At 70.1% G+C, this 22,121-nt stretch carries 19 protein-coding genes; 17 read left to right on the forward strand and 2 right to left on the reverse strand.

The features are described 5' to 3' along the window. Positions 1–55 precede the first annotated feature (55 nt). The 9 genes from Aph01nite_RS22285 to Aph01nite_RS22325 all read left to right on the forward strand — a co-directional run bounded on the left by Aph01nite_RS22285 (position 56) and on the right by Aph01nite_RS22325 (position 9,758). The gene (locus Aph01nite_RS22285; protein WP_204042893.1) at positions 56–1,912 is read left to right on the forward strand and encodes an ABC transporter substrate-binding protein; all 1,857 of its coding nucleotides are present in this window, start codon (positions 56–58) and stop codon (positions 1,910–1,912) included. A 4-nt stretch (positions 1,913–1,916) separates the two neighbouring features. Continuing rightward, on the forward strand, positions 1,917–2,933 hold the full coding sequence (locus Aph01nite_RS22290) for an ABC transporter permease (protein WP_204042894.1): 1,017 nt from the start codon (positions 1,917–1,919) through the stop codon (positions 2,931–2,933). Beyond that, positions 2,930–3,832, forward strand: coding sequence for an ABC transporter permease (locus tag Aph01nite_RS22295; protein WP_204042895.1), 903 nt, complete (start codon positions 2,930–2,932; stop codon positions 3,830–3,832). The genes Aph01nite_RS22290 and Aph01nite_RS22295 overlap by 4 nt, the downstream gene beginning before the upstream one ends. Next, a complete protein-coding gene (locus Aph01nite_RS22300) occupies positions 3,829–4,809 on the forward strand; it encodes an ABC transporter ATP-binding protein (protein ID WP_204042896.1) in 981 nt (326 codons plus the stop codon). The genes Aph01nite_RS22295 and Aph01nite_RS22300 overlap by 4 nt, the downstream gene beginning before the upstream one ends. Next, a complete protein-coding gene (locus Aph01nite_RS22305) occupies positions 4,806–5,759 on the forward strand; it encodes an ABC transporter ATP-binding protein (RefSeq protein ID WP_204042897.1) in 954 nt (317 codons plus the stop codon). Before Aph01nite_RS22300 ends, Aph01nite_RS22305 begins: the two co-directional genes overlap by 4 nt. 15 nt (positions 5,760–5,774) lie before the next feature. Continuing rightward, positions 5,775–7,064, forward strand: coding sequence for a M20/M25/M40 family metallo-hydrolase (locus Aph01nite_RS22310; protein ID WP_204042898.1), 1,290 nt, complete (start codon positions 5,775–5,777; stop codon positions 7,062–7,064). Further along, entirely contained in the window at positions 7,061–8,122 is a 1,062-nt protein-coding gene (locus tag Aph01nite_RS22315; RefSeq protein ID WP_204042899.1) for a histone deacetylase family protein, read from the forward strand. Before Aph01nite_RS22310 ends, Aph01nite_RS22315 begins: the two co-directional genes overlap by 4 nt. Positions 8,123–8,212: 90 nt before the next feature. Then, positions 8,213–8,731, forward strand: coding sequence for an EF-hand domain-containing protein (locus tag Aph01nite_RS22320; protein ID WP_204042900.1), 519 nt, complete (start codon positions 8,213–8,215; stop codon positions 8,729–8,731). Positions 8,732–9,026: 295 nt separating this feature from the next. Next, on the forward strand, positions 9,027–9,758 hold the full coding sequence (locus tag Aph01nite_RS22325; protein WP_204042901.1) for a neutral zinc metallopeptidase: 732 nt from the start codon (positions 9,027–9,029) through the stop codon (positions 9,756–9,758). A gap of 228 nt (positions 9,759–9,986) precedes the next feature. Here Aph01nite_RS22325 and Aph01nite_RS22330 read toward each other — a convergent pair whose 3' ends face one another. Continuing rightward, positions 9,987–10,832, reverse strand: a complete 846-nt coding sequence (locus tag Aph01nite_RS22330) for an arylamine N-acetyltransferase family protein (protein ID WP_204042902.1) — start codon at positions 10,830–10,832, stop codon at positions 9,987–9,989. 121 nt (positions 10,833–10,953) lie between these two features. Between Aph01nite_RS22330 and Aph01nite_RS22335 the strand changes: the two genes are divergently transcribed. The 8 genes from Aph01nite_RS22335 to Aph01nite_RS22370 all read left to right on the forward strand — a co-directional run bounded on the left by Aph01nite_RS22335 (position 10,954) and on the right by Aph01nite_RS22370 (position 21,021). Continuing rightward, on the forward strand, positions 10,954–11,643 hold the full coding sequence (locus Aph01nite_RS22335) for a response regulator transcription factor (RefSeq protein WP_239161882.1): 690 nt from the start codon (positions 10,954–10,956) through the stop codon (positions 11,641–11,643). A gap of 265 nt (positions 11,644–11,908) precedes the next feature. Continuing rightward, on the forward strand, positions 11,909–16,006 hold the full coding sequence (locus tag Aph01nite_RS42810) for a DUF4153 domain-containing protein (protein WP_507762534.1): 4,098 nt from the start codon (positions 11,909–11,911) through the stop codon (positions 16,004–16,006). Positions 16,007–16,056: 50 nt separating this feature from the next. Continuing rightward, the gene (locus tag Aph01nite_RS22345; protein WP_204042905.1) at positions 16,057–16,287 is read left to right on the forward strand and encodes a ribbon-helix-helix domain-containing protein; all 231 of its coding nucleotides are present in this window, start codon (positions 16,057–16,059) and stop codon (positions 16,285–16,287) included. 43 nt (positions 16,288–16,330) lie between these two features. Continuing rightward, positions 16,331–16,621, forward strand: a complete 291-nt coding sequence (locus tag Aph01nite_RS22350; RefSeq protein WP_239161883.1) for a type II toxin-antitoxin system PemK/MazF family toxin — start codon at positions 16,331–16,333, stop codon at positions 16,619–16,621. A 53-nt stretch (positions 16,622–16,674) separates the two neighbouring features. Beyond that, positions 16,675–18,213 carry an N-acyl-D-amino-acid deacylase family protein gene (locus Aph01nite_RS22355; RefSeq protein ID WP_204042907.1) on the forward strand — a complete coding sequence of 513 codons (1,539 nt, stop codon included), beginning with the start codon at positions 16,675–16,677 and terminating at the stop codon, positions 18,211–18,213. Between the two features lie 53 nt (positions 18,214–18,266). Further along, the gene (locus Aph01nite_RS22360) at positions 18,267–19,439 is read left to right on the forward strand and encodes an alanine racemase (protein ID WP_204042908.1); all 1,173 of its coding nucleotides are present in this window, start codon (positions 18,267–18,269) and stop codon (positions 19,437–19,439) included. Positions 19,440–19,449: 10 nt separating this feature from the next. Then, positions 19,450–19,836: a Rid family detoxifying hydrolase gene (locus tag Aph01nite_RS22365; RefSeq protein ID WP_204042909.1), complete on the forward strand. Its 387-nt coding sequence runs from the start codon at positions 19,450–19,452 to the stop codon at positions 19,834–19,836. Continuing rightward, the gene (locus Aph01nite_RS22370) at positions 19,837–21,021 is read left to right on the forward strand and encodes a hypothetical protein (RefSeq protein ID WP_204042910.1); all 1,185 of its coding nucleotides are present in this window, start codon (positions 19,837–19,839) and stop codon (positions 21,019–21,021) included. Here the strand turns inward: Aph01nite_RS22370 and Aph01nite_RS22375 are convergent. Continuing rightward, entirely contained in the window at positions 21,013–22,014 is a 1,002-nt protein-coding gene (locus tag Aph01nite_RS22375; RefSeq protein ID WP_204042911.1) for a LacI family DNA-binding transcriptional regulator, read from the reverse strand. The genes Aph01nite_RS22370 and Aph01nite_RS22375 overlap by 9 nt on opposite strands. Positions 22,015–22,121: the final 107 nt, after the last annotated feature.

Below are 22,121 nucleotides of genomic sequence, written 5' to 3' on the forward strand. Positions count from 1 at the left end.
ACCGACTGATTGACCAGTCAACACATTTCATCGACTCCCGCCCCCGGAGGCCGATATGCACCACCTCGTCAGAAGAGCTCTGAGCGTCGCGCTCGCGGCCGGGCTGCTGGCGGCGCCCGCCGCGACCGCGCTGGCCGAGAGCCCCGCGCCGTCGGGGTCCGCGTCCGCGGGCAAGGTCACCTTCACTGTCGGAATCCTGTCGGACGTGGACTCGACCAACCCCTTCACCGGGATCGTGGTCGAGGCGTACGAGACCTACGCCCTGATGTACGACTACCTGGTCACGTCCAGCCCCAAGGACGTGTCGCCGATGCCCAGCCTGGCGGAGTCGTACCAGGAGGCGCCGGATAAGAAGAGCTGGACGTACAAGATCCGGTCGGGGGTGAAGTGGTCGGACGGGCAGCCGCTGACCGCCAGGGACGCCGCCTACACCTTCAACCGCGTCATCGAGGGCGACTTCGAGCAGACCAACTACGGCAACTACGTCACCAACATCGAGCGGGCCGAGGCCACCGACGACACGACGCTGGTGCTGCACGTGAAGAAGCCGACGCCGATCATGGAACGCCTGGCGGTGCCGATCCTGCCGGAGCACATCTGGAAGGACATCGACGGCACCGAGGTCAAGTCGTACGCCAACGAGCCGGAGGCCGGCCAGGCGATCGTCGGCTCCGGGCCGTTCCGGCTGATCGAGCGGCGTAAGGGGCAGTTCCTCCGGTTCGAGGCGAACAAGGAGTACTGGCGCGGCGCGCCCAAGTTCGACGAGCTGGTCTTCCGGGTCTTCCTCAACGCCGACGCCGAAGCCCAGGCACTCACCCGCGGCGAGATCGACTTCGCGTACGACCTGCAGAGCAACGTCTTCGAGTCGCTGAAGAACAAGCCCGGCATCACCACCCGCAGCTCCAACTACCCGGGCTTCAACGAGATCGCCTTCAACACCGGCGCCGCGCTCGCCGACGGCACCCCGATCGGCGACGGCCACCCCGCGCTCAAGGACAAGCAGGTCCGGCTCGCCATCTCGCAGGCCATCGACCGCGACGTGCTGGTCAACCGGGTGCTCAACGGCCACGGCTCGGCCGCCTCCACCTTCATCCCGCCCATGTACCCGGCGCTCCACCTCGACCCGGCGACCAAGCAGAACTTCGACCCGGCCAAGGCCAACCAGCTCCTGGACGCGGCCGGCTACCCGAAGGGCGCCGACGGCGTACGCGAGAAGGACGGCGAGAAGCTGACGCTGCGGCTGTTCGTCCGCGAGGGCGAGGAGTCCCAGGCCACCGGCGAGTTCGTGAAGACCTGGCTGAAGGACATCGGCATCGAGGTCACCGTCAAGGTCATGTCCGAGGACGCGCTCACCGAGATCATCGGCCAGGGCGAGTACGACATGTTCGAGTGGGGCTGGGTGGTCGAACCCGACCCCGACTACCAGATGTCGGTCTTCACCTGCGGCAAGCGCAGCTACAAGGACGGCGACTCGATCTTCGCCGACCTGTCCGACTCCTTCTACTGCAACCCCGAGTACGACAAGCTCTACGAAGAGCAGTCCGGCGAGACCGACCCCGCCAAGCGCGCCGAACTGGCCAAGCGCATGCAGCAGATGGTCTACGACGACGCCGCGTACGCGATGACGTACTACTACAACGACATGGTCGCCTACCGGAGCGACAAGTGGACCGGCTTCGTCCCGCAGCCCGACCCGGACGGCTCGCTGCTCTTCCAGTACGGCATCCACTCCTACCTCTCCATCGAGCCGGTCAAGCCCTCCGCCTCCGCCGCGGCGGCGTCCTCGGGCGAGAGCTCCGGCATGAGCTCCGCCGTGATCGGCGCGGTCGTCGGCGGCATCGCCGTCCTCGCGGTGGCCGGGGTGCTGGTCGCCCGCCGGCGCCGTACGGCTGACGCGGACGAGCGGGAATAGCCCGATGGCGACCGCCACCACTGCTCCTGGGGTGCCGCCGACCCCGGCGGTTCCGGCGCGGACTCCCTTCCTCGCCGGAACCCGGGGCTACGTGATCAGGAAGATCAGCTGGTCGTGCGGCACGCTGCTGTTCGTCCTGGTGTTCAACTTCTTCCTGTTCCGGATGCTGCCGGGCGACCCGATCGGCCTCTACTCGCGGGGCCGCAACATGGCCCCCGAGCAGCTGATCAAGCTGCGCGCCCAGCTCAACCGGCCGATCGGCACCCAGTTCCTGGAGTACCTGTCCAACCCGTTCGCCAGCACCATCAACTCGGTCCGGTTCAACCGGCCGGTCTGGGAGCTGGTCGGCGAGCGGGTCTGGCCGACGGTGCTGCTGGTCGGCACGGCGATCCTGATCGCCTCGGTGGCGGGGGTCTGGCTGGGCATCCGCAGCGGCTGGCGGCGCGGCGGCACCTTCGACCGCGTCACCACCGGCACCACCAACACCCTCTACGCGATGCCGGAGTTCTGGGTCGGCATGGTGCTGCTGATCGCGCTCCCGTTCTTCCCGAGCGGCGGCATCTCCACGCCGGGCGTGACCGGGTTCCTGGACACCGTCCTGGACACCGCCTGGCACATGGTGCTGCCGGTGACCGCGCTGGCCATCGTCTACCTGGCCGAGTACACCTCGATCATGCGGGCCTCCCTGGTGGACGAGCTGCGGCAGGACTACCTGCAACTGGCGCGGGCCAAGGGCCTGCGGGAGGACCTGGTCAGGCGGCGGCACGCGGTGCCCAACGCGCTGCTGCCCACCATGACGCTGATCTTCCTCAACCTCGGGTTCGTGATCGGCGGGGCGATCACCGTGGAGACCGTGTACTCCTGGCCCGGGCTCGGGCTGCTGTCGTACGAGGCGCTGCGCGGGCCCGACATCCCGCTGCTCCAGGCCGTGTTCCTGCTGTTCTCCCTCGGGGTGGTCGTGTTCACGCTGCTCGCCGACCTGCTCTACGCCGTGCTCGACCCGAGGGTGAGCACCCAGTGACGGCCGCGACCTCGGCCAGGTCGATCACCTGGGCCCGCCGCCGCGCCACCGCCGCCCGCTTCTGGCACGACTTCCGCTCGCACAACAGCGCCCTGGCCGGCCTCGCGATCCTGGTCGTCTTCGCCCTGGTGGCGATCTTCGCGCCGCTGCTGGCCGACCCGGAGGGGCTCAACGTGGCCAGGGCCACCGCCAGGAGCCACCAGCCGCCGTCGGCCGAGTACTGGCTCGGCACCGACCAGAACGGCGTGTCCATCCTGACCCTGCTCATCCACGGCACCCGGGTGTCGCTCATCGTCGGGCTGTCGGCCACCGCCATCGCCATCGTCATCGGCACGCTGGTCGGCATCATGGCCGGCTTCTACGGCGGGTGGGCGCGTTCGCTGCTCATGGGCTTCACCGACTGGTTCCTGGTGATCCCGTTCCTGCCGCTGGCCATCGTGCTGGCGACCGTGCTGGGCGCCTCCCTGGTCAACATCATCATCGTGATCGGCGTCACCTCCTGGCCGGGTACGGCCCGGCTGGTGTGCGCGCAGACGCTGAGTGTGCGGTCCCGGCCGTACATGGAGAGGGCGAAGGCGCTGGGGGCGGGGGACTGGCACCAGATGACGCGGCACGTGCTGCCGAACGTCATGCCGGTCGTGCTCGCGCACGTCGTGCTCACCGTGTCGATCGCGATCCTGTCCGAGACCACGCTGTCCTTCCTCGGGCTCGGCGACCCGACCGAGCAGTCGTGGGGGAACATCCTGGACAGCGCGTTCGGCACCGGGGCGATGTCCAACGGCGAGTGGTGGTTCGTGCTGCCGCCCGGCATCTGCGTCGTGCTGGTCGTGCTGGCGTTCACCCTGGTCGGGCGGGCCATGGAGGTCGTGCTCAACCCGCGTCTGAAGGAGGGCCATTGAGTCTCCTCGAGCTGAAGGACCTGCGGGTCACCTACGCCGGGGACGTGCCCGCCGTCCGCGGGGTGGACCTGGCGGTGTCCCCCGGCGAGGTGCTCGGCATCGCGGGCGAGTCCGGGTGCGGCAAGTCCACCATCACCAACGCCGTGCTCCGGCTGCTGCCCCGCTCGGCCAAGGTAGAAGGCCAGGTCCTGCTCGACGGCGAGGACGTGTACGGCATGAAGTTCGGGCGCCTGCGCGCGATCCGGTGGGCCGAGGCGTCCATCGTCTTCCAGGGCGCCCTGCACTCGCTGAACGCGGTGCAGACCATCGGCAGGCAGATCGCCGAGCCGATCCTGCTGCACGAGCCGAAGACCTCCCGGCGGGAGGCGGACCGGCGGGTGGGGGAACTGCTCGAACAGGTCGGCCTGCCGGCGCGCCGGGCCAGGGACTACCCGCACCAGCTGTCCGGCGGGCAGCGGCAGCGCGTGATGATCGCGCTGGCGCTGGCCTGCAAGCCGCGCCTGGTGATCGCGGACGAGCCCACCACCGCGCTGGACGTGATGGTGCAGGCACAGGTGCTGGAACTCCTGGGCGGCCTGGTCCGCGATTTGGGCCTGTCGCTGGTGCTGATCTCGCACGACCTGTCGGTGCTGGGCGCCAACTGCGACCGCGTCGCCGTCATGTACGCGGGGCGGGTCGTGGAGCAGGGCCCCGCGTCGTCGGTGTTCGACGAGTCGCGCCATCCGTACAGCGCGGCGCTGGCCGGGGCCTTCCCCCGGGTGGGCGACGAACGCTTCCGGTACGCACCGCGCGGCCTGCCCGGAGATCCGCCGTTCCCCGGCGACCTGCCGGGCGGGTGCGAGTTCCATACGCGATGTCCGGTCGCGCTGGAGGAGTGCGCGACGACGCCGGTCGCCCTGACGAGTGTGGCGCCGGGACGGGCCGCCGCCTGCCTGCGTGCCGGGGAGACCGGCCTGGACCTGCGAGGGGTGCGATGAGCTCGGCGGATGTGGTGGCGCTCGCGGCGCGCGGGGTGTGCGTGCGGTTCGGTTCCGCGCGGGCGGTGGACGGCGTGGACCTGGAGATCGGCGCCGGGGAGATCGTGGCGCTGGTCGGGGAGTCCGGGTGCGGCAAGACGTCGCTGGCGCGCAGCCTGCTCGGCCTGGTCAAGCCCGCCGCGGGCAAGGTCGAGTACGGCACCAAGCCGCTTCGCTACTCGCGCGCGGATCTGAAGGAGTTCCGGCGGCACGTGCAGCTCGTGCTCCAGGACCCCAGCGGGTCCCTGAACCCCCGGCACACCGTGTACGAGGCCGTGGCGGAGGGCTTGCGCATCCACGGCGTCTCGGACCGGGAGGAGGTGCGGGTGGCCGACGCGCTCTCGAAGGCCGGCCTCCGTCCCCCCGAGCGATTTTTCCTGAAATATCCGCATGAACTGTCCGGGGGGCAGCGGCAGCGCGTCGTCATCGCCGGGGCGCTCGTGCTCGAACCCGACGTGCTCGTCGCCGACGAGCCCGTCTCCTCCCTGGACGCGTCCGTACGCGGGGAGATCCTGGCGTTGCTGCTGCGCCTGCGCGAGGAGCTCGGCCTGTCGGTGCTGGTCGTCACCCACGACCTCGGGCTGGCCTGGAACATCGCCGACCGGGTGGCCGTCATGTACCTGGGGCGGATCGTGGAGACGGGGGACACCGCCGAGGTGCTGATGAATCCCCGCCATCCGTACACGAAGGCGCTGCTGTCCGTGGTGCCCGAGGTGGCGCGGCAGGAGCCGATCGTGCTGGCCGGGGAGACGCCCGACCCCTCCCGCATCCCGGGCGGCTGCCGGTTCCGGCCGCGCTGTCCCGCGTACGCGGCCGGGCTGCCGGACGAGGTCGCCGCCCGCTGCGAGCGGGAGTCCCTCCCTGTGCTGCCCGCTGACCGGGGCCACCACGCCGCGTGCGTACTGGCCTGATTTTTGGAGATTCAGATGAACGCCGGCGTGATCTGCTCAGATCTGATCAGGATCGACACCACCAACGAGGGCGACAACCGGGGCCGGGGCGAACGCGCCGCCGCCGAGTACGTCGCGACCCTGCTGGGCGACTGCGGGGTCGAGGCCCGCATCCTGGAGACCTCGAAGGGCCGGTCCAACGTGGTCGCCCGGGTCGCCGGGTCGGGCTCAGGGGACCCGTTCCTGATCCACGGGCACCTGGACGTGGTGCCGGCCGCCGCCGAGGACTGGACGCTGCACCCGTTCTCCGGCGAGATCGTGGACGGCGTGGTCTGGGGGCGCGGGGCCGTCGACATGAAGGGCACCTGCGCGATGACCCTCGCCATGGTGAGCGAATGGGCCCGCGCGGGCGTGCGCCCCGACCGCGACGTCGTGCTCGCCTTCACCGCCGACGAGGAGGCCACCGGCGAGTACGGCTCCTACTACCTCGCCCGTCATCACCCCGGCCTGTTCGAGGGCGTCCGCGAAGCCATCAGCGAGGACGGCGGATACTCCGTGGTCCACGAGGGCAAGCGGGTCTATCCGGTCGCGGTCGGGGAGCAGGGCATGGCCTGGATGCGGCTGCGGGCCCGCGGCGTGGCCCAGCACGGCTCGCTCCGCGCCACCGACAACGCGGTCGCCGAGATCTGCCACGCCATGTCCCGCCTGGCCGCCTACGAGTGGCCGCTGCAGCTCACCCCGGGCGTACGCGGCATGCTCGACGGCATCTCCGCCGCCCTCGGCCGGCCGCTCGACCTCGACGACCTCGACGCCGAAGCCGAGCGCCTCGGCAAGGTCGGCGAACTGTTCAAGCACGTGCTCCGCAACTCGGCCAACGTCACCATGCTCAACGCCGGCTACAAGGTCAACGTCATCCCGGGCTCCGCGGAGGCCCAGGTCGACGGCCGCTTCCTCCCCGGCTCCCGGGACGAGTTCCTGGCCACCGTGGACTCCCTGCTCGGCCCCAAGGTCACCCGCGAGTTCGTCTGCTTCGAGGACGCCCCCGAGGCCGACCCCGGCGGCCCCACCTTCGACGCCCTCTGCGCCTCCCTCGTCGCCGAGGACCCGGCCGCGCTGCCCGTCCCGTACGTGATGAGCGGCGGCACCGACGCCAAAGCCTTCAACGAACTGGGCATCGTCACGTACGGCTTCGCCCCTCTGGCCCTGCCGGCCGATTTCGACTACAACGCCATGTTCCACGGGGTGGACGAACGGGTGCCCGTGGACGCCCTCGACTTCGGCGTACGCGTCCTGGACCGCTTCTTCCGCGCCTCGGGCCGCGCATGACCCGTGTGACCGTCGTCTGGTCGGCGGAGACGCTGGCGCACGATCCCGGAGCCGAGATCTGGCTCGGGACGCGTACCCCGGGAACGGAGGTCGCGGAGCGGGTCACCGTCATCCGCGACGAGTTGGCGGCGGGCGGATTCCCGATCGTCGAGGCTGCGCCGCACGGGGACGAGGTCCTGCGGTCGGTCCACGACCCCGCCTTCGTGGACCATCTGCACGGCATCTGGCAGAAGTGGGAGGACGGCGGCTACCCGCGTGACTACGGCCAGGATCGCGTGGTCCCCTACGTCTTCCCGACCGAGGCCATGCTCGCCGGCATGCCCGCGCACGACCCGGCGGCCACACACGCCCGCGCCGGTCTGTACTGCTACGACACGATGACCCTGGTCGGCCCCGGCACCTGGCGCGCGGCACGGGCCGCCGTGGACGCCGCCCAGACCGCCGCCGACCTGGTCGCCTCGGGGGAGCGGGTGGCGTACGCGCTCTGCCGCCCGCCCGGCCACCACGCCACCCCGGCTGGTTACGGCGGTTCCTGCTACCTGAACAACGCCGCCGTCGCCGCCCAGGCTCTCCGCGACCACGGCTTCGCCAGAGTGGCGATCATCGACGTGGACGCCCACCACGGCAACGGCACCCAGGCGATCTTCTGGGACCGCCCGGACGTCTTCTACGGCTCCGCCCACGTCGACCCCGGCGCCGGCTGGTTCCCCCACTACTTCGGCTTCGCCCATGAAACCGGCGCAGGCCCCGGCCACGGAACCACCCTCAACATCCCCATCGCCCCCGAATCCGGCGACGCCGCCTGGCTCTCCGCCCTCACCCGCCTCCGCGACGCCGCCGAGGCCTTCGGCGCCGAAGCCGTCGTCGTCTCCCTCGGCGTCGACGCCGCCGCCGACGACCCCGAAAGCCCCCTCCGCGTCACCACCACCGGCTACCACGAAACCGGCTCCGCCATCGCCTCCCTCGGCCTCCCCACGGTCGCCGTCCAGGAGGGCGGCTACCACCTGCCCTCCCTCGGCACCCTGGTCACCGCGACCCTCCGCGGCCTGAGCGGATAGCGATACGTAACAGATCCGTCACCCATCCGAATATGGTCACTGACCGTGACCTCCGGGAAGCATGAAGTCCCCTGGAGAGCGGAGGCGGATGTGGCCAGTGAGTTCCAGCGCAGGAAAGTCGTCGCGGTCTTCGACGCGATGGACGTGGACGGCGACGGGAGGCTGACCGAGGCCGACTTCCAGGCGCTCGCCCGGCGCTGGACGGCGGTCGCCGGGCCCGCCGACCCGGAGCGGCTGGCCGCCGTCATGACCGGTTGGTGGCCGGTGCTCAAGTCCGCCTCCGGCAGGGACGCCGTCAGCCTCGACGACGTGCTGCTCGTCGTGGAGCGGCTCGGCGAGATGGCGGACGCGGTCTCCGGCACCGCCGACGCGATGTTCGAGGCCATCGACCTGGACGGGGACGGCCTCATCTCCCGCGCGGAGTACGCCGCGCTCATCCAGACCTGGAACGGCACGCCCGCCGCCACCGACGAGATCTTCCCCCGTCTCGACCTGGACGGCGACGGCCGGATCACCCGCGACGAGTTCCGCGTCCACTGGACCGAATTCTGGGCAGGCGACAACCCGGACGCCCCCGGGACCTACGTCTTCGGCGCGCTGGTGGAGTGACAACCCGGACGCTCGCGGGATGTACGTCTTTGGCGCGCTCGCCGCAGTCGCCGCCCGCCAGGAGAGTGATGCGTTTGATCGTGACCGTCACGTTCACGATCGGGTCCGCGGCGGCGGGGGTCTGGAGCAGCGTGAGCAGCCCCGCCCCCAGTACCTCCACCAGGAACACTCGTAAAGGGTGTGCATGTGACGAACGGTAGGTATGCGCGTACGCAGGGCGCCTGAGCATGCCCCTGCTCAAATCCTTCGCGCGGCGGAGGCCGGCCCGTCGGCGTGGCCGCTATTCTCCGGCCTCATGATTATTCGATTACTGGGCGTCGCCGCGGCCGTCCTCGTGACGGTCTCCGGTACGGCGCACGCGCATCCCGTCAAGGGCGAGCCCACACTCACCCACAACAAGATCTACAAGAAGCCCGCACTGCCCAAGACCACCTGCAAGCCGGCCAAGGGCACCTCCAAGTCCTCGACCGAGAAGTACGTCAAGAAGCTCGTCTCCTGCCTGAACACGGCCTGGAAGGGCACAATCGACGGCTTCCAGCCGGTGAAGGTCATGTTCACCACGGAGAAGGAGTCCTGCTCCAGCGGGATGGACATCGCCGGCTCGTACGCCACGATCTGCGGCACGGTCATCAGAGTGCGGCTGGCCGACGACTGGATCAAGGCCAAGAGCGACCTGAAGGCGTTCGCTGTGATCACCCGGACCTGGAGCGGCGTCGTCCAGGGGCAGACGGGCATCGGCCAGGCGTGGTGGCGGATGGACAACGACCCGTCAGGGGACGAGGTGGACGAGCAGACCCACCGCTTCTACCTGCAAGCCGACTGCTTCGCCGGGGTGTCCGCCAAGAGCCTCGGACGCAAGATCAAGGACTTCAAGGCGCTGATCGCCGGCATGGAGCCGCCCGAGTACGGCTACCTCAAGTACAACGGCAAGCCCGCCAACCGGGTGTACTGGCTAAAGAAGGGCTACCAGGCCGGCCGAGCCGGAGCCTGCAACACATGGACGGCAGGTTCGCCGAAGGTCGCCTGACACGCCAAGGGTGGTGGCAGTCCAACGAACCCGCGCCAAGAACAGAACGGGGCTCAGAACCTCTGACAGCATCAAGTCGGCCACTTTTGGCGCCGGTGCGGCGAGCAGCGTCACCTGCGTTAACGGCGCCGGATAACGGCGAGAAGCGGCTAGCTGGGCCATTTGCCGGGCGCCCTTATCCGGGTCGACGGACTTGTCAGGTTCTTGGCGCGGGCACCACGGAATCGATCAGGACGTTTTCGTGGTGAGCCACTTTTCGTGGGCCGTCCATAAGCGTGGCCAGAGCTGGGCGCGTTCCTCCCACGTCAGCGTGAGGCCGAACACGTCCGCCAAGGCTTCGGCGAAATCTTCTTCGCGGTCGAGGACGGTGGTGGTGTCGCCGTGGCCGAAGCGGCGCAGGACCAGGCCGGTGAGGGCGTCCACGCCGTGCGCGTCGCGGCGCTGGATGGCGGAGGTCCGCACGAACGAGGAGTCCGGGGAGGTGCTGAGGTGTTTGTGCATGCTGTCGAAGGCGTCCATGCCGACCGGCCCCGGGCGCAGGTCCATGCCGTAGAAGCTGCCGCGCGGGTCGTGGTCGAAGCGCCAGCCGCCGGGTTCGGCTTCCGAGGGGCGCAGCCCGTACTCGAAAGGGCCCTGCCGGTAGGTGCCGGCGATCAAGGGGATGGGCTCGTGGATCGCGTCGCCGAGACCCGCGTCGACCAGCCATTCGCCGGTCGGGTTGTCGCCGGTGGGGAGGCCGGCGACGGTGAGGACCAGGTGGTTGCCGACCGACCCGGCCGGGGACTCCGGAGTGCCCTGGACGCTGCCGAAGTGACGCGTGACCTGGTAGCCGAGAGCGGTCAGCAGCGCCCATAACGCGCCGTTCAGGTGGAAGCAGTAGCCACCGCGACCGCCGACGATGCGGGCGGCCGACTCCATCGGATCCACGGTCGTGGGCTGGTCGAGCCAGATCGCCAGGTTCTCGTACGCGACGCGTTCGACGTGGGTCTGCTGGAGCAGGAACAGCCCTTCCACGCTCGGCGGGCCGTCGTGCAGCAGTCCAAGCCTTCGCAGGTAGCCCTCGACATCGATCACACGCACACGGTATCCGCCGCCACCGACATTCTCCGGCGCCCGTGCCGTCCAGGCATGAGTGCACGATTTCTGCACATTGATGGGTAACTCGTCTGCACGTCGGCGCTCTACGCTGCACGTCATGGCATCTCCCCAGCAGCGGCGGATCCTCCTGGTCGAGGATGACGACACGATCGCCCGGGCCGTGCAGACCCGGTTGGCGGCCGAGGGGTTCGACGTGCGGGTCGCGAGCGATGGCGAGGGTGCGCTCGCGGCCTACGCCCGATCGGAGCCCGACCTGGTCGTGCTCGACCGGCTGCTGCCGGGGCTGGACGGCCTGGAGGTCTGCCGGAGGATGCAGGCCGCCAGGCCGGTGCCGGTGCTCATGCTCACCGCACTCGGGGAGGAGACCGACGTGCTGGTGGGCCTGGGGGTGGGTGCCGACGACTACATCACCAAGCCGTTCAGCATGCGCGAGCTGGTCGCCAGGATCCACGCGCTGCTGCGCCGGGTCGAGCGGGCCAGCCAGCTCGCGGCCGAGGACGCGGTGATCAGGGTGGGCAGCGTCGAGATCAACACCGCGGAGCGCCGGGTCTTCGTCAGCGGTGTCGAGGCCCAGCTCACGCGGACGGAGTTCGACCTGCTGAGGAGGCTGGCCGAACGGCCGGGGCAGGTGTTCGAGCGGGAACGCCTGCTGTCGGACATCTGGGGATTCTCCGAGGCCGCGGCCACGCGCACGGTGGACAGCCATGTCCGGGCGTTGCGCCGCAAACTCGGCTCCGGGGTCGTCAGGACGGTGCACGGCATCGGCTACGCGCTGGTCCGCCCGTGATCCGGCCGAACTTTCTCCGCCCAGGGGAGGTCCAACCGACCATGAGACGCAGTCGGGGCCGCTGATGAGACCGCTGGACTTCCTCGGGAGGATCAAGGTCAAGCTGGGGCTGGTGATCGTACTGGCCGTGGTGACGGCCTTCGTGGTCAACGAGCTCGGTCTGGGCGCGGACCTGCCGGGCAACCTGCGCATCGGGATCGCCGTCGTCCTTGCGGTGATCATGGTGCAGTTCATGGCCAGGGGCATGACCAAGCCGCTCCGCGAGATGGCCGCCGCCGCCCAGACCATCGCCAAGGGCCGGTACGGCCTGCGCGTCTCCGCCACCTCCCGCGACGAGGTGGGCGAGCTCGCCCGTGCCTTCAACGCCATGGCCGCCGACCTCGCCGAAGTCGACCGGCAACGCCGCGAACTGGTCGCCAACGTGAGCCACGAACTCCGTACGCCGATCACCGGTCTTCAGGCCGTCCTGGAGAACGTCGTGGACGGCGTCTCCCCGCCCGACCGGGAGACGCTCGGCACCGCTCTCGCCCAGACGCAGCGCCTCGGCCGCCTGGTCGCCCAGCTCCTCGACCTGTCCCGGCTCGACTCCGGCGCCCGCCCGATCGAGGCCGAGCCGTTCGACCTCGGCTCCCTCTGCGGCCAGGCCGCCCGCGAAGCCGGCCTGGCCAGCGACGACGTCACCGTCCACAGCGACGTCACCCCCGGCCTGCACCTCGAAGCCGACCCCGCCCTGCTCGCCCAGGTCCTCGCCAACCTCCTCGACAACGCCGTACGGCACAGCCCCGCCGGCGGCACCGTCCGCCTGCGAGGCCGGGCTTCCGGATCCAGCGTCCAGATCACCGTCCACGACGAAGGCCCCGGCATCCCCGTCGGCGAACGCGCCCGCGTCTTCGAGCGTTTCTCCCGCCTCGACGCCGGCCGCGCCGCCGACGCCGGAGGCGCCGGTCTCGGCCTGGCCATCGCCAAGGAGATCGTCGAACTCCACCAGGGCACCATCCGCGTGATCGACCATCCGCGCGGCTGCCACATGCTCGTCCAACTGCCAGGGAGAACCCAGATGCCAGGCACCTCGGCCGACCCTCTCCAGAACGATGCCGACTCCGCCGCTTCATCGGCCCAAGGCTCACGAACGCAGGGCTCCGGGAAGCAGGGCTCCAAAGTGCAACGCGGTTCGGGGGTACGAGCTTCTGGGGTGCGAGGGTCTGGGCCGCAGAGATCTGGTGCGCAAGACACTGAGGCACGAAGGTCCGGGACACAGTCGGGGGCACAGAGCTCTGGAGTGCAAGGGTCTGGAGTGCAGTGGTCTGGAGCGCGAGAGTCTGGGGCGCAAGAGTCGTGGGCGCAAGGCTCTGGAGTGCAAGGCTCTGGAGTGCAAGGGTCTGGAGTGCAAGGGTCTGGAGTGCAGGAGTCCGGAGTGCAGTGGTCTGGAGCGCGAGAGTCTGGGGCGCGAGGTGTCTCGGAGGCTCGCATCGTTCTGGGCGCTGCTTCGAGTTCGGCGGCGACCGGGTCTGTCGTGGCCCGAGTAGAGCCGGCGGATTCCGTGACCCCGAACGGTTCGGTCTCCCAGAGCTTGGCGCGCGAGTCCGCTGAAGTGCAGGGAGCCGATCCGGCTGGCGATCACCTCTCTGGCGCGGATGCGGAAGGGACACGTGTGACATCGTCTGAAGCCGTTTCCGGCGGGATGTCGGGGGCGTCCCATGGTTCGGCTGGGGCTGTTTCCGGTGCCGTTTCCGGAATATCCGGTGGTTCGTCGAATGCGCTCGGGAGTGTGCCGGAGATGTCCGGTGGTTCGTTGCCGGAACCTGCTGCGATCAACTCAGCGGGGCCTGCTTCCGCGAGATCGTCCGAGCCTCCTCCTGCGAAATCGTTCGATGGTTCTGCGGGATCGTTCGATTCTGGTTCTGCGGGATCGTCCGAGCATCGTTCTGCCAAATCGTCCGAGTCAGGTTCTGCGGGATCATCCGGATCTGGCTCGGCGGGCTCGTCCGGGTCCGAGAAGCCAGTCAGCGGATCCTCCGCGGCTGCCGCGAGGCAGGCGGCTCCGATCACGGCGCCGGTGCTTCGTCCGGCGGGTGTTCCGCCTGTGCGCCCGCCCGGATGGCCGCCTCCGGGAGGTTCGTACTATTCGATGCCGCCGCGAGGGTCCGGGGCGAAGAGCGGGCAGGCCGGGCTCGGTGCGGGCATGGGCATGATGCTGGGGTTCTTCGTCGGTGCCGTGCTGGTGATACTCGCCGGCAACACGCTGGACGGGCTGGGCGGAGTGATCGTGGTGCTCCTGGTCAGCGGCGGCGGTGCCGTGGCCGGTGCCATGGTCGGTTCCTCACGCGGCAGTCAGTCCTATCCGGCACCCGCCGATTTCGGCCCCTACCCATGGAACCCACCCCCCGGCTCGGCCTCTCCGGCCGCCAAGGAGACGACCGAGGTGACCGTTCCGGCCGCCGCCGGTCAGACGACGGCGGTGACCGCTCAGGCCACCTCGGAGGAGGTAACGGCGGTGACCGTTCCGGCTACCTCGGGGGAGGCAACAGGGGTGACCGTTCCGGCCACCTCGGGGGAGGCAACAGGCGTGACCGTTTCGGCCGCCTTCGAGGAGGCGGTGCCGGTTGCGGCTGGTTCCGCGGAGGATCCGCCGGTTTCGGCCGCCGCTGCTGCGGCCGAAGTCGTGGCGGCTGATGGCGGAAGCGCTTCGCGGGGCGCGGTGGTGGCAGACGCGCAGCGTACCGAGCCTGGGCATGCGGCTCCGGAGGGTGAGCGCCCGGGTGTGCAGCAGCCGAGGGCCGGGTCGTCGCGGGAGTACAGGCCGTATCCCGGCGCGTATGGCCAGTCTGCCGCTTATGGGCCACCGGGTGGATACGGACCTCCCGGAGGGCCGCCGCCCGCTTATGTTCCGCCGCCGCTCTTCCCACGGCCGGACCTGCCTGACACGCCGTCGTGGGTGCTGCCGGCGGCGGCCGTGGTCGGGGTCGTGGCGGCGGTCGTGCTTCCGTACGCGCCGAAGGGTTTGGGGTTGGTGCTGACGGCGGTCGCGATGGGTCTGGCCGTGCTGCCCGCCGTGCGGCGGAAGGTGACGCTCTGGTCGGCGGCGTTCTCGATTCTCGGGTACGCGCTGGTGGCCGTGGCGCTGATCCGGGACGCGGAGTGGGTGTTGCGGCCGGCTCTGGTGGCGTCGGTGTTCGTCGCGTCGCTGGCCCTGTCGGGGGCCGGGCGCGGATGGTTCAGCACGATCAGGGGAGGCGCGTCGGTCGGACTGGCCGTGTTCCCGATGCCGTGGTTCCTGTCCGCGCCGATCAAGCAGTTCGCGAAACGGCGGCGGCTGCTGCCGGTGCTGGTGAGCCTGGGCGTCACCGCGGTCTTACTGGTCGTCTTCGGGCTGCTGTTCATGGCCGCCGACGCCGTGTTCTCGCAGTTCGCACGCGATCTGCTGGAAGCGCCCGGCTGGGCGGACGAGCTGCCGTACCGGATCTGCGTGTTCGTGGTCTTCGGGGTGCTGGTGGCGGCGGCGGTGCTGGTGGCGCTGCGCCCGGTGGCCGAGACCGAGATTCCGCTGCCGCGCGTCTCGATCGGGAGCACGCTCTGGGTGATCCCGCTGGCCGGTCTCAACCTGCTCTTCGCGGCGTTCGTCGCGGTGCAGATCACGGTCCTGTTCGGCGGCAACGACCGCGTCCTCGAAACCGCCGGCCTGACCTATGCCGAATACGCCAGATCCGGCTTCTTCGAGCTGGTCACGGTGAGCTTCATCGTGCTGGCCATCGTCGCCCTCTGCTGGGCCCTGCTGAACCCCGACACCCGGCGCTGGCTGCTCGCCAGCCTCCTTGGCCTGCTCTGCGCCTTCACCCTGGTGATCCTCGCCTCCGCCCTGCACCGCCTCGACCTCTACATCGACGCGTACGGCCTGACCCGCCTGCGCGCCACGGTCGGCGTCACCATCTGGTGGCTGGCGGCCGTCTTCGTCCTGGTCCTGCTCGCGGGAGCGGTACGCCTGAAGAGACTGCCCACCACCTGGCTGCCGCGCACCTTCGTCCTCCTCACCGGCGTCACCCTCCTGACCTTCGCCCTCTGGAACCCCGACGCCCGCATCGCCGAGACCCAGCACGCCGTCCGCGGCGTCGACCGGCTCGACCACCGCTACCTCAGCAGCCTCGGCGTGGAAGCCGTCCCGGCCCTCGACCGCCTGCCGGAACCCATCCGCAGCTGCGTTCTGGACCGGATCGTCCGCGACCACAAACTCGACCGCCCCGACCCCTGGAACGGCTGGAACTGGGCCCGCATCCAGGCCCGCACCACCCTCGCCGCCCACCCCGTCCTCCCGAACCCCCAATGCCCCGACATCCCAACCAGGAGCTACTACCCAACAGTCGACTAGCTTCCTACCGATGGTAGCAAATCAAGTAGGATGATGGGTAGCATCAGGTCATGAAGCTGAGTGTCAGCCTGCCGGACGAGGATGTCGCGTTCATCGACGAGTACGTGGCCCGGCATCGGAGCCCGTCTCGATCCGCCGCCATTCACGATGCGTTGAATCTGCTCAGAGAGGTTCATCTGGAAGACGCGTACACGGCCGCTTTCGAAGAGTGGGATTCCGGCGAAGACGCTTCCCTCTGGGACGGCACCGCGGGGGACGGGCTGGGCGATGCGGAGAGGTGACCTCTTCTGGGTGGACTTCGAGCCCGTACGAGGGTCGGAAGTCATGAAGACCCGACCGGCGGTCATCGTCAGCAGGGACGCGGCCAACCGCTCGGTCGAGCGCAACGGCAGAGGCGTGGTCACAGTCGTCCCGCTCACCTCGAACACCGCCCAGGTTCTATCCTTCCAGGTCCTGGTTCCCGCCGAGGAGTCCGGGCTGGGTAGGGATTCGAAGGCTCAGGTGGAGCAGCTACGGGCGGTGGCGTTTCAGCGCGTGGGCGGCCGAATCGGGCAGTTGCCCCCGGCTCTCATGAAGCAGATCGACCGGGCGCTGGCCGAGCATCTGGCCATTTGATTGGAGCCCTGGTCCCGGCCGATCATTCCGGGGCGAGGTGCTTGAATCGGGGGATGGGACTTGACCTTGTGGTGCGGGGTGGCTGGGTCGTCGACGGGGCTGGGGGGCCTCGGTTTCGCGGCGATGTCGGCGTGCGGGATGGGCGAATTGTCCAGGTCGGGTCCCTTGGAGGAGTGGAGGCGGCCGCCGTCGTCGAGGCAGGGGGACGGTATGTGCTGCCGGGGTTCGTGGATTGCCACTCCCATGGCGACGGGGTGATTTTCGAGAAGAACGTGCAGCTTGCTTGTTTGCGGCAAGGGGTGACGAGCGTCCTGTTCGGGCAGGACGGCTTGTCGTTCGCTCCGGTGAGGCAAAAAGCGACATTTCGCTATGTACGCCGATATTTCGCGGCGATCAATGGCGGACATCCGGCGGTCGAGGGACCGGTGTCGGTGGGGGAACTGCTGGGGGGATATGACAAGGCTGTCGCGGTCAACGCGGGTTATCTGATTCCGCATGGAACCGTCCGATTCGACGTCATGGGGGCGGCCGAGCGAGCGGCGGATCCGGAAGAACTGGCCGCCATGCGGGGAATCGTGGAGCGAGGGCTGAGCGAGGGCGCGGTGGGAATCTCCAGCGGGCTGGAGTACGCGCCGGGCCGGTATGCGGACGCGCGAGAACTGGCGGATATCTGTGCGGCCCTCAACGGACGGCCCTACGTGACGCACATGCGGGGATACGGAGCCCAGGCTGGCGTCGGCATGGCGGAGGTCGTCGAGATCGCCCGACTCTCCGGCGCCGCCATGCACGTCTCCCACTTCCACGGCCCCTCGGCCGACCTGCTGCCCCTCGTGGCCGACGCCCGCGCCCAGGACGTGGACCTGACCTTCGACACCTACCCCTACCTGCGCGGAAGCACCATCCTCGGGATGGTCGTGCTCCCCCCGTGGGTGCCCGCCGCGGACATCGAGCAGGCGATCGCCGTACTCGCCGCCGAGGGGGAGCGGGTGAAGCGCGAGTGGGCGGGCGTCGTCTGGGAGCGGCTGACCCTCGCCCACGCGCCCGGCTTCGAATGGGCGGAGGGCCTGACCCTGCCGGAGGCCGCCGAGCGGCACGGCACCAGGGTCGAGGAGTTCTGCCGGCTCCTGCTGATCGAGACCCGCCTGGAGGCGGGCTGCGTGATGACCCGCCCCGACGAAGGCCCGAGCGGCGACGAGTCCATGCGCGCGATCATGCGCGATCCCGGGCACACGGGCGGATCCGACGGCATCCACGTCGGCGGCCACCCGCATCCCCGCGCGTACGGCACGTTCGCCCGCTACCTCGGCCGGCATGTCCGCGAACTGGGCGACCTGACCTGGGAGCAAGCCGCCGTGCACCTCGCCTCGCACCCGGCGCGCCGGTTCCGCCTGCCGGACCGCGGTCTGATCCGCCCCGGCCAGATCGCCGACCTGATCGTGGTGGACCCGGCCACCGTGACCGACACCGCGACGTACCAGGACCCGCGCTCGCCGGCCACCGGCATCGACGACGTGCTCGTCGCCGGCGTCCCGGTGCTCAGGGACGGCAGGCTGACCGGGGCCACGCCCGGCCGTGCCCTCCGTGCCGCCTGAGGTCCAGTACGATCCACGAGGTGGTCTATACCGGGCAGATCGGAGGCGGACGGATGTTCTCTGACATCGATCCGTCCCACCCGGCGGCGGATCTGGTCGCGGATCTGGTCATCGACTGGCGCACCCGCGGTTTCCTGCACCCCGAACCGGTCACCCGCGCCGACTTCCTGGCCGCCCGCCACTCCCTCTTCGACGGGCCTTTCACCTGGCCACTCCTGGTGCTGCGGCAGTCCGCGCTGGAGAACAACATCGCCACGCTGGCCCGCTTCACCCGCGACCACGGCCTCACCTTCGCCCCCCACGGCAAGACCACCATGTCCCCCGAGCTCTGCCACGCCCAGCTCCGCGCCGGCGCCTGGGGCATGACCGCCGCCAACGCCGCCCAGACCCTCGCGTTCCGCCACTTCGGCGTACGGCGCGTGCTCCTGGCCAGCGAGGTCTACGACACGGGAGCGCTCCGCTGGCTGGCCGGCGAACTCGACGCGGGCTTCGAATGCCTGGTCTACGCCGACTGCCTGGACGGCGTCGCCACCCTGGCCGCCCGCGCGGGCGCCCGGCCCTTCCAGGTCCTGATCGAACTCGGCCACCCGGGCGGCCGTACCGGCTGCCGCGGCCTGGACGAACTCCGCGCCATCGCCGGCGCGATCACCGCCACCCCGGGCGTCGAACTCGCCGGTGTCGCCGGTTACGAGGGCACCCAGCCGGGCCCGGACGAGGTCCGCGCCTACCTGCGCGAACTCCGGCAGGCCGCCGAACTGGTCCGGCCGCTGACCCCGGACCTGATCGTCTCGGCGGGCGGCAGCGCCTGGCTGGACCTGGTCGCCGCCGAGCTGAAGGACCTCGACGCGACCGTGATCCTGCGCAGCGGCGCGTACGTCGCCCACGACGAAGGCCTGTACGCGCGCACCAGCCCGCTCCGCGACGTGCTCCAGCCCGCCATCGAGGTCTGGGCCCAGGTGATCTCCACCCCGGAGCCCGGCCTCGTCCTGGTCGGCATGGGCAAACGCGACATCCCGTACGACATCGACCTGCCCATCCCGCGCAACGGGCTCACCGTGGAGCGCATCCAGGACCAGCACACCTACCTGAGCGGCGACGGCGTACGCCCCGGGGACCTGGTGGCGTTCGGGATCTCCCACCCGTGCACGGCGTTCGACAAGTGGCGCGTCATCCCCGTCGTGGACGACGACCACGTGGTAGTCGACTTGATCACCACCTATTTCTAGGAGCGAAAAGATGACCGGCAAGCAGGAGATCCGTACCACCGACAGCTACGCGCCGGTCGGCCCCTACTCGCAGGGCCTGGCGGTGGGGGACTTCGTGTACACGGCGGGCGTCGGACCGCTGGACGCGGTGACCGGCGAGGTGGTGGGCGCCGACGTGGCCGAGCAGACGCACAAGACCCTGCAGAACCTGGGCGCCATCCTGGCCGCGCACGGCCTCACCTTCGACCACGTGGTCAAGTCCACCGTGCACCTGCAGAACCTGCACGAGGACTTCGCCGCCTACAACGAGGTGTACAAGACGTACTTCACCGAGCCGTACCCGGTGCGGACCACCGTCGGCTCGCAGCTGCTGAACATCCTCGTCGAGATCGACTTCGTGGCCTACAAGGGGCATTAGGTGGACACCTCCGTGTACGTCTTCGCCGAGGACCTGGCCGAGGGCGTCGATCAGGTCCTCGACCGGATCACCGGGTACGGCGCCGCCGGCGTGACCATCGCCGCGGCCTACCACCAGACCAGGGACGTCACCCCGCACGGCGCCACCCGCCTGACCGTGCGCCACGACGGCGTGCGTTTCCCCCTGCCGGACGGCCTCTTCGGCCGCCTGCTCCCCCCGCTCCAGCCCCCGCTTCCCCTCGCCGAGCTGACCAGGCCGGGCCTGGCCCGGCACGGCTGGACGGTCTTCCTCCGCAACGCCGCCATCGGCGCCCTCCACCCGGAGGTCACCGTCCGCAACTGCTTCGGCGACCGCGGCTCCCCGGCCGACCTCTGCCCGGCCCACCCCGACGTGCGCGAATACGCGGTGGCCCTGGCCCGCGCCGTCGCCCGGCAGGGCTTTGACAGCGTCGTCGCCGAAGACCTGCACTTCCGGCCCTTCAGCCAGGAACGCTGCGCGGTCCCGCTCGGCCCGATGGACGCCTTCCTGTTCGGGCTCTGCTTCTGCCACCACTGCCTGCGCCGCGCCGCCGACCTGGGTGTCAACGCCGAGGTGGCGCGCGAGGAGTGCGGCAGGATCGTCGGCGGCGTGCTCGACGGCGACCCGCCCGCCCAGGGCGAGGTCACCAGGGCCGCGCTCACCGCCTACGCAGGCCCGGAGGTCGTCGCGTACGCGCGGGCCAGGTCGGAGACCGTCACCACGCTGGTGGCCGAGGTGTCCGCCGCCGTCACCGAGGAGGGCTCCACGCTCACCTTCACCGACGGCACCGGCGGGGCCAAAGGCTACGCCGACGGCCTGCCCCCGGCCGGTCTCGCCGCCCACGACGCCTGGCAGCTCGGCGTGGACCTGGTCGCGCTCGGCGACATCGTGCCGTCCTTCGCCGTGCTCGCCTTCGCCCGCGACGCGGCCAGGGTCGCCGACGACATCGCCGCCTACCAGCGTTCGGTCGGCAAGGACCGGGAGCTGCGCGCCGTCCTCCGCCCGGGCGCCCCGGACATCGCCGCGCTCGGCGAGACCGACGCCACCGACCGCCTGGCCGCCAAGGTCCGCGCCGCCAAGGCCGCCGGAGCGACCGCCGTCGACTTCTACGCGTACGGCCTGGCCCCGCTCAACACGCTGGCCAGGATAAAGAACTCTCTAGGCTGACTCGCGGATGACCAGCTCGGTGGGGAGGATCACCGGGCTGGCCGCCTTCTCGTCGCCTTCCAGCAGGCTGAGCAGCAGCTGGACCATGGCCGCCGCCTGCTCGATGATCGGATGCCGGACCGTGGTGAGCGGCGGGTCGGTGTACCTGGCCGCCTCGATGTCGTCGAAGCCGACGATGGCCACGTCGTCGGGCACGCTCCGCCCGGCGTGGCGCAGCGCCTGGATGGCGCCGATGGCCATCAGGTCGTTGGCGATGAACACCGCGTCCAGCTGCGGATCGTCCTCCAGCAGCTGCCGCATCGCGGTCGCCCCCGACTCCCGGGTGAAGTCGCCCACGGCCACGATCGAACGCCGGTCGGAGTCGCGCAGCGCCTTCCGGTACCCGGTCAGCCGGTCCTGGCCGCCGATCATGTCCTGCGGGCCCGCGATGGTGGCGATCCGCCGCCGCCCCCGGTCCAGCAGGTGCCGCACCGCCTTCTCCGCGCCGCCGACGTTGTCGTTGTCCACGTACGGCAGCGCCACCGGAACGGCGGGCCGGCCGTACGAGACGGCGGGCACGCCCATCCGGGTGATGGCGGCGGGCAGCGGGTCGGCGCCGTGCATGGAGATGAGCATGACGCCGTCCACGTGCCCGGAGGCGATGTAGCGTTCGACCCGGGCGTGGCTCTGCGCGGTGCCGCTGAGCATGAGCACGACCTGCTTGTCGGCCGCCTCCAGCTCCACGCTGGCCGAACGGATCACCGTGGAGAACATGGGGTCGTCGGAGAACACCCGGGTGGGCGGTTCGGAGACGACCAGGGCGATGGAGTCGGTCCGCTGCGTGACCAGGCTGCGCGCCGCCGAGTTGGGCACGTAGCCCAGCTCGCGCACGGCGCGCATGACCACGTCGCGGATCTCCGGGCCGACCGTGGACTGGCCGTTGACGACCCTGGAAACGGTCGCCCGGGACACTCCCGCGCGCGCGGCGACAGCCTCCAAGGTGGGGCGCTTCATTAGGACCCTCCGCTAATGAGAAAATGCGCGACCTAGCTTACCGATCTCACGTAGTCGCAGGTCGGGCGATTGAACGCAGATATTTTAGTCCAGGCGGCGCATTTCTC

It is taken from the genome of Acrocarpospora phusangensis, from assembly GCF_016862995.1.
GTDB classification, from domain to species: domain Bacteria; phylum Actinomycetota; class Actinomycetes; order Streptosporangiales; family Streptosporangiaceae; genus Acrocarpospora; species Acrocarpospora phusangensis.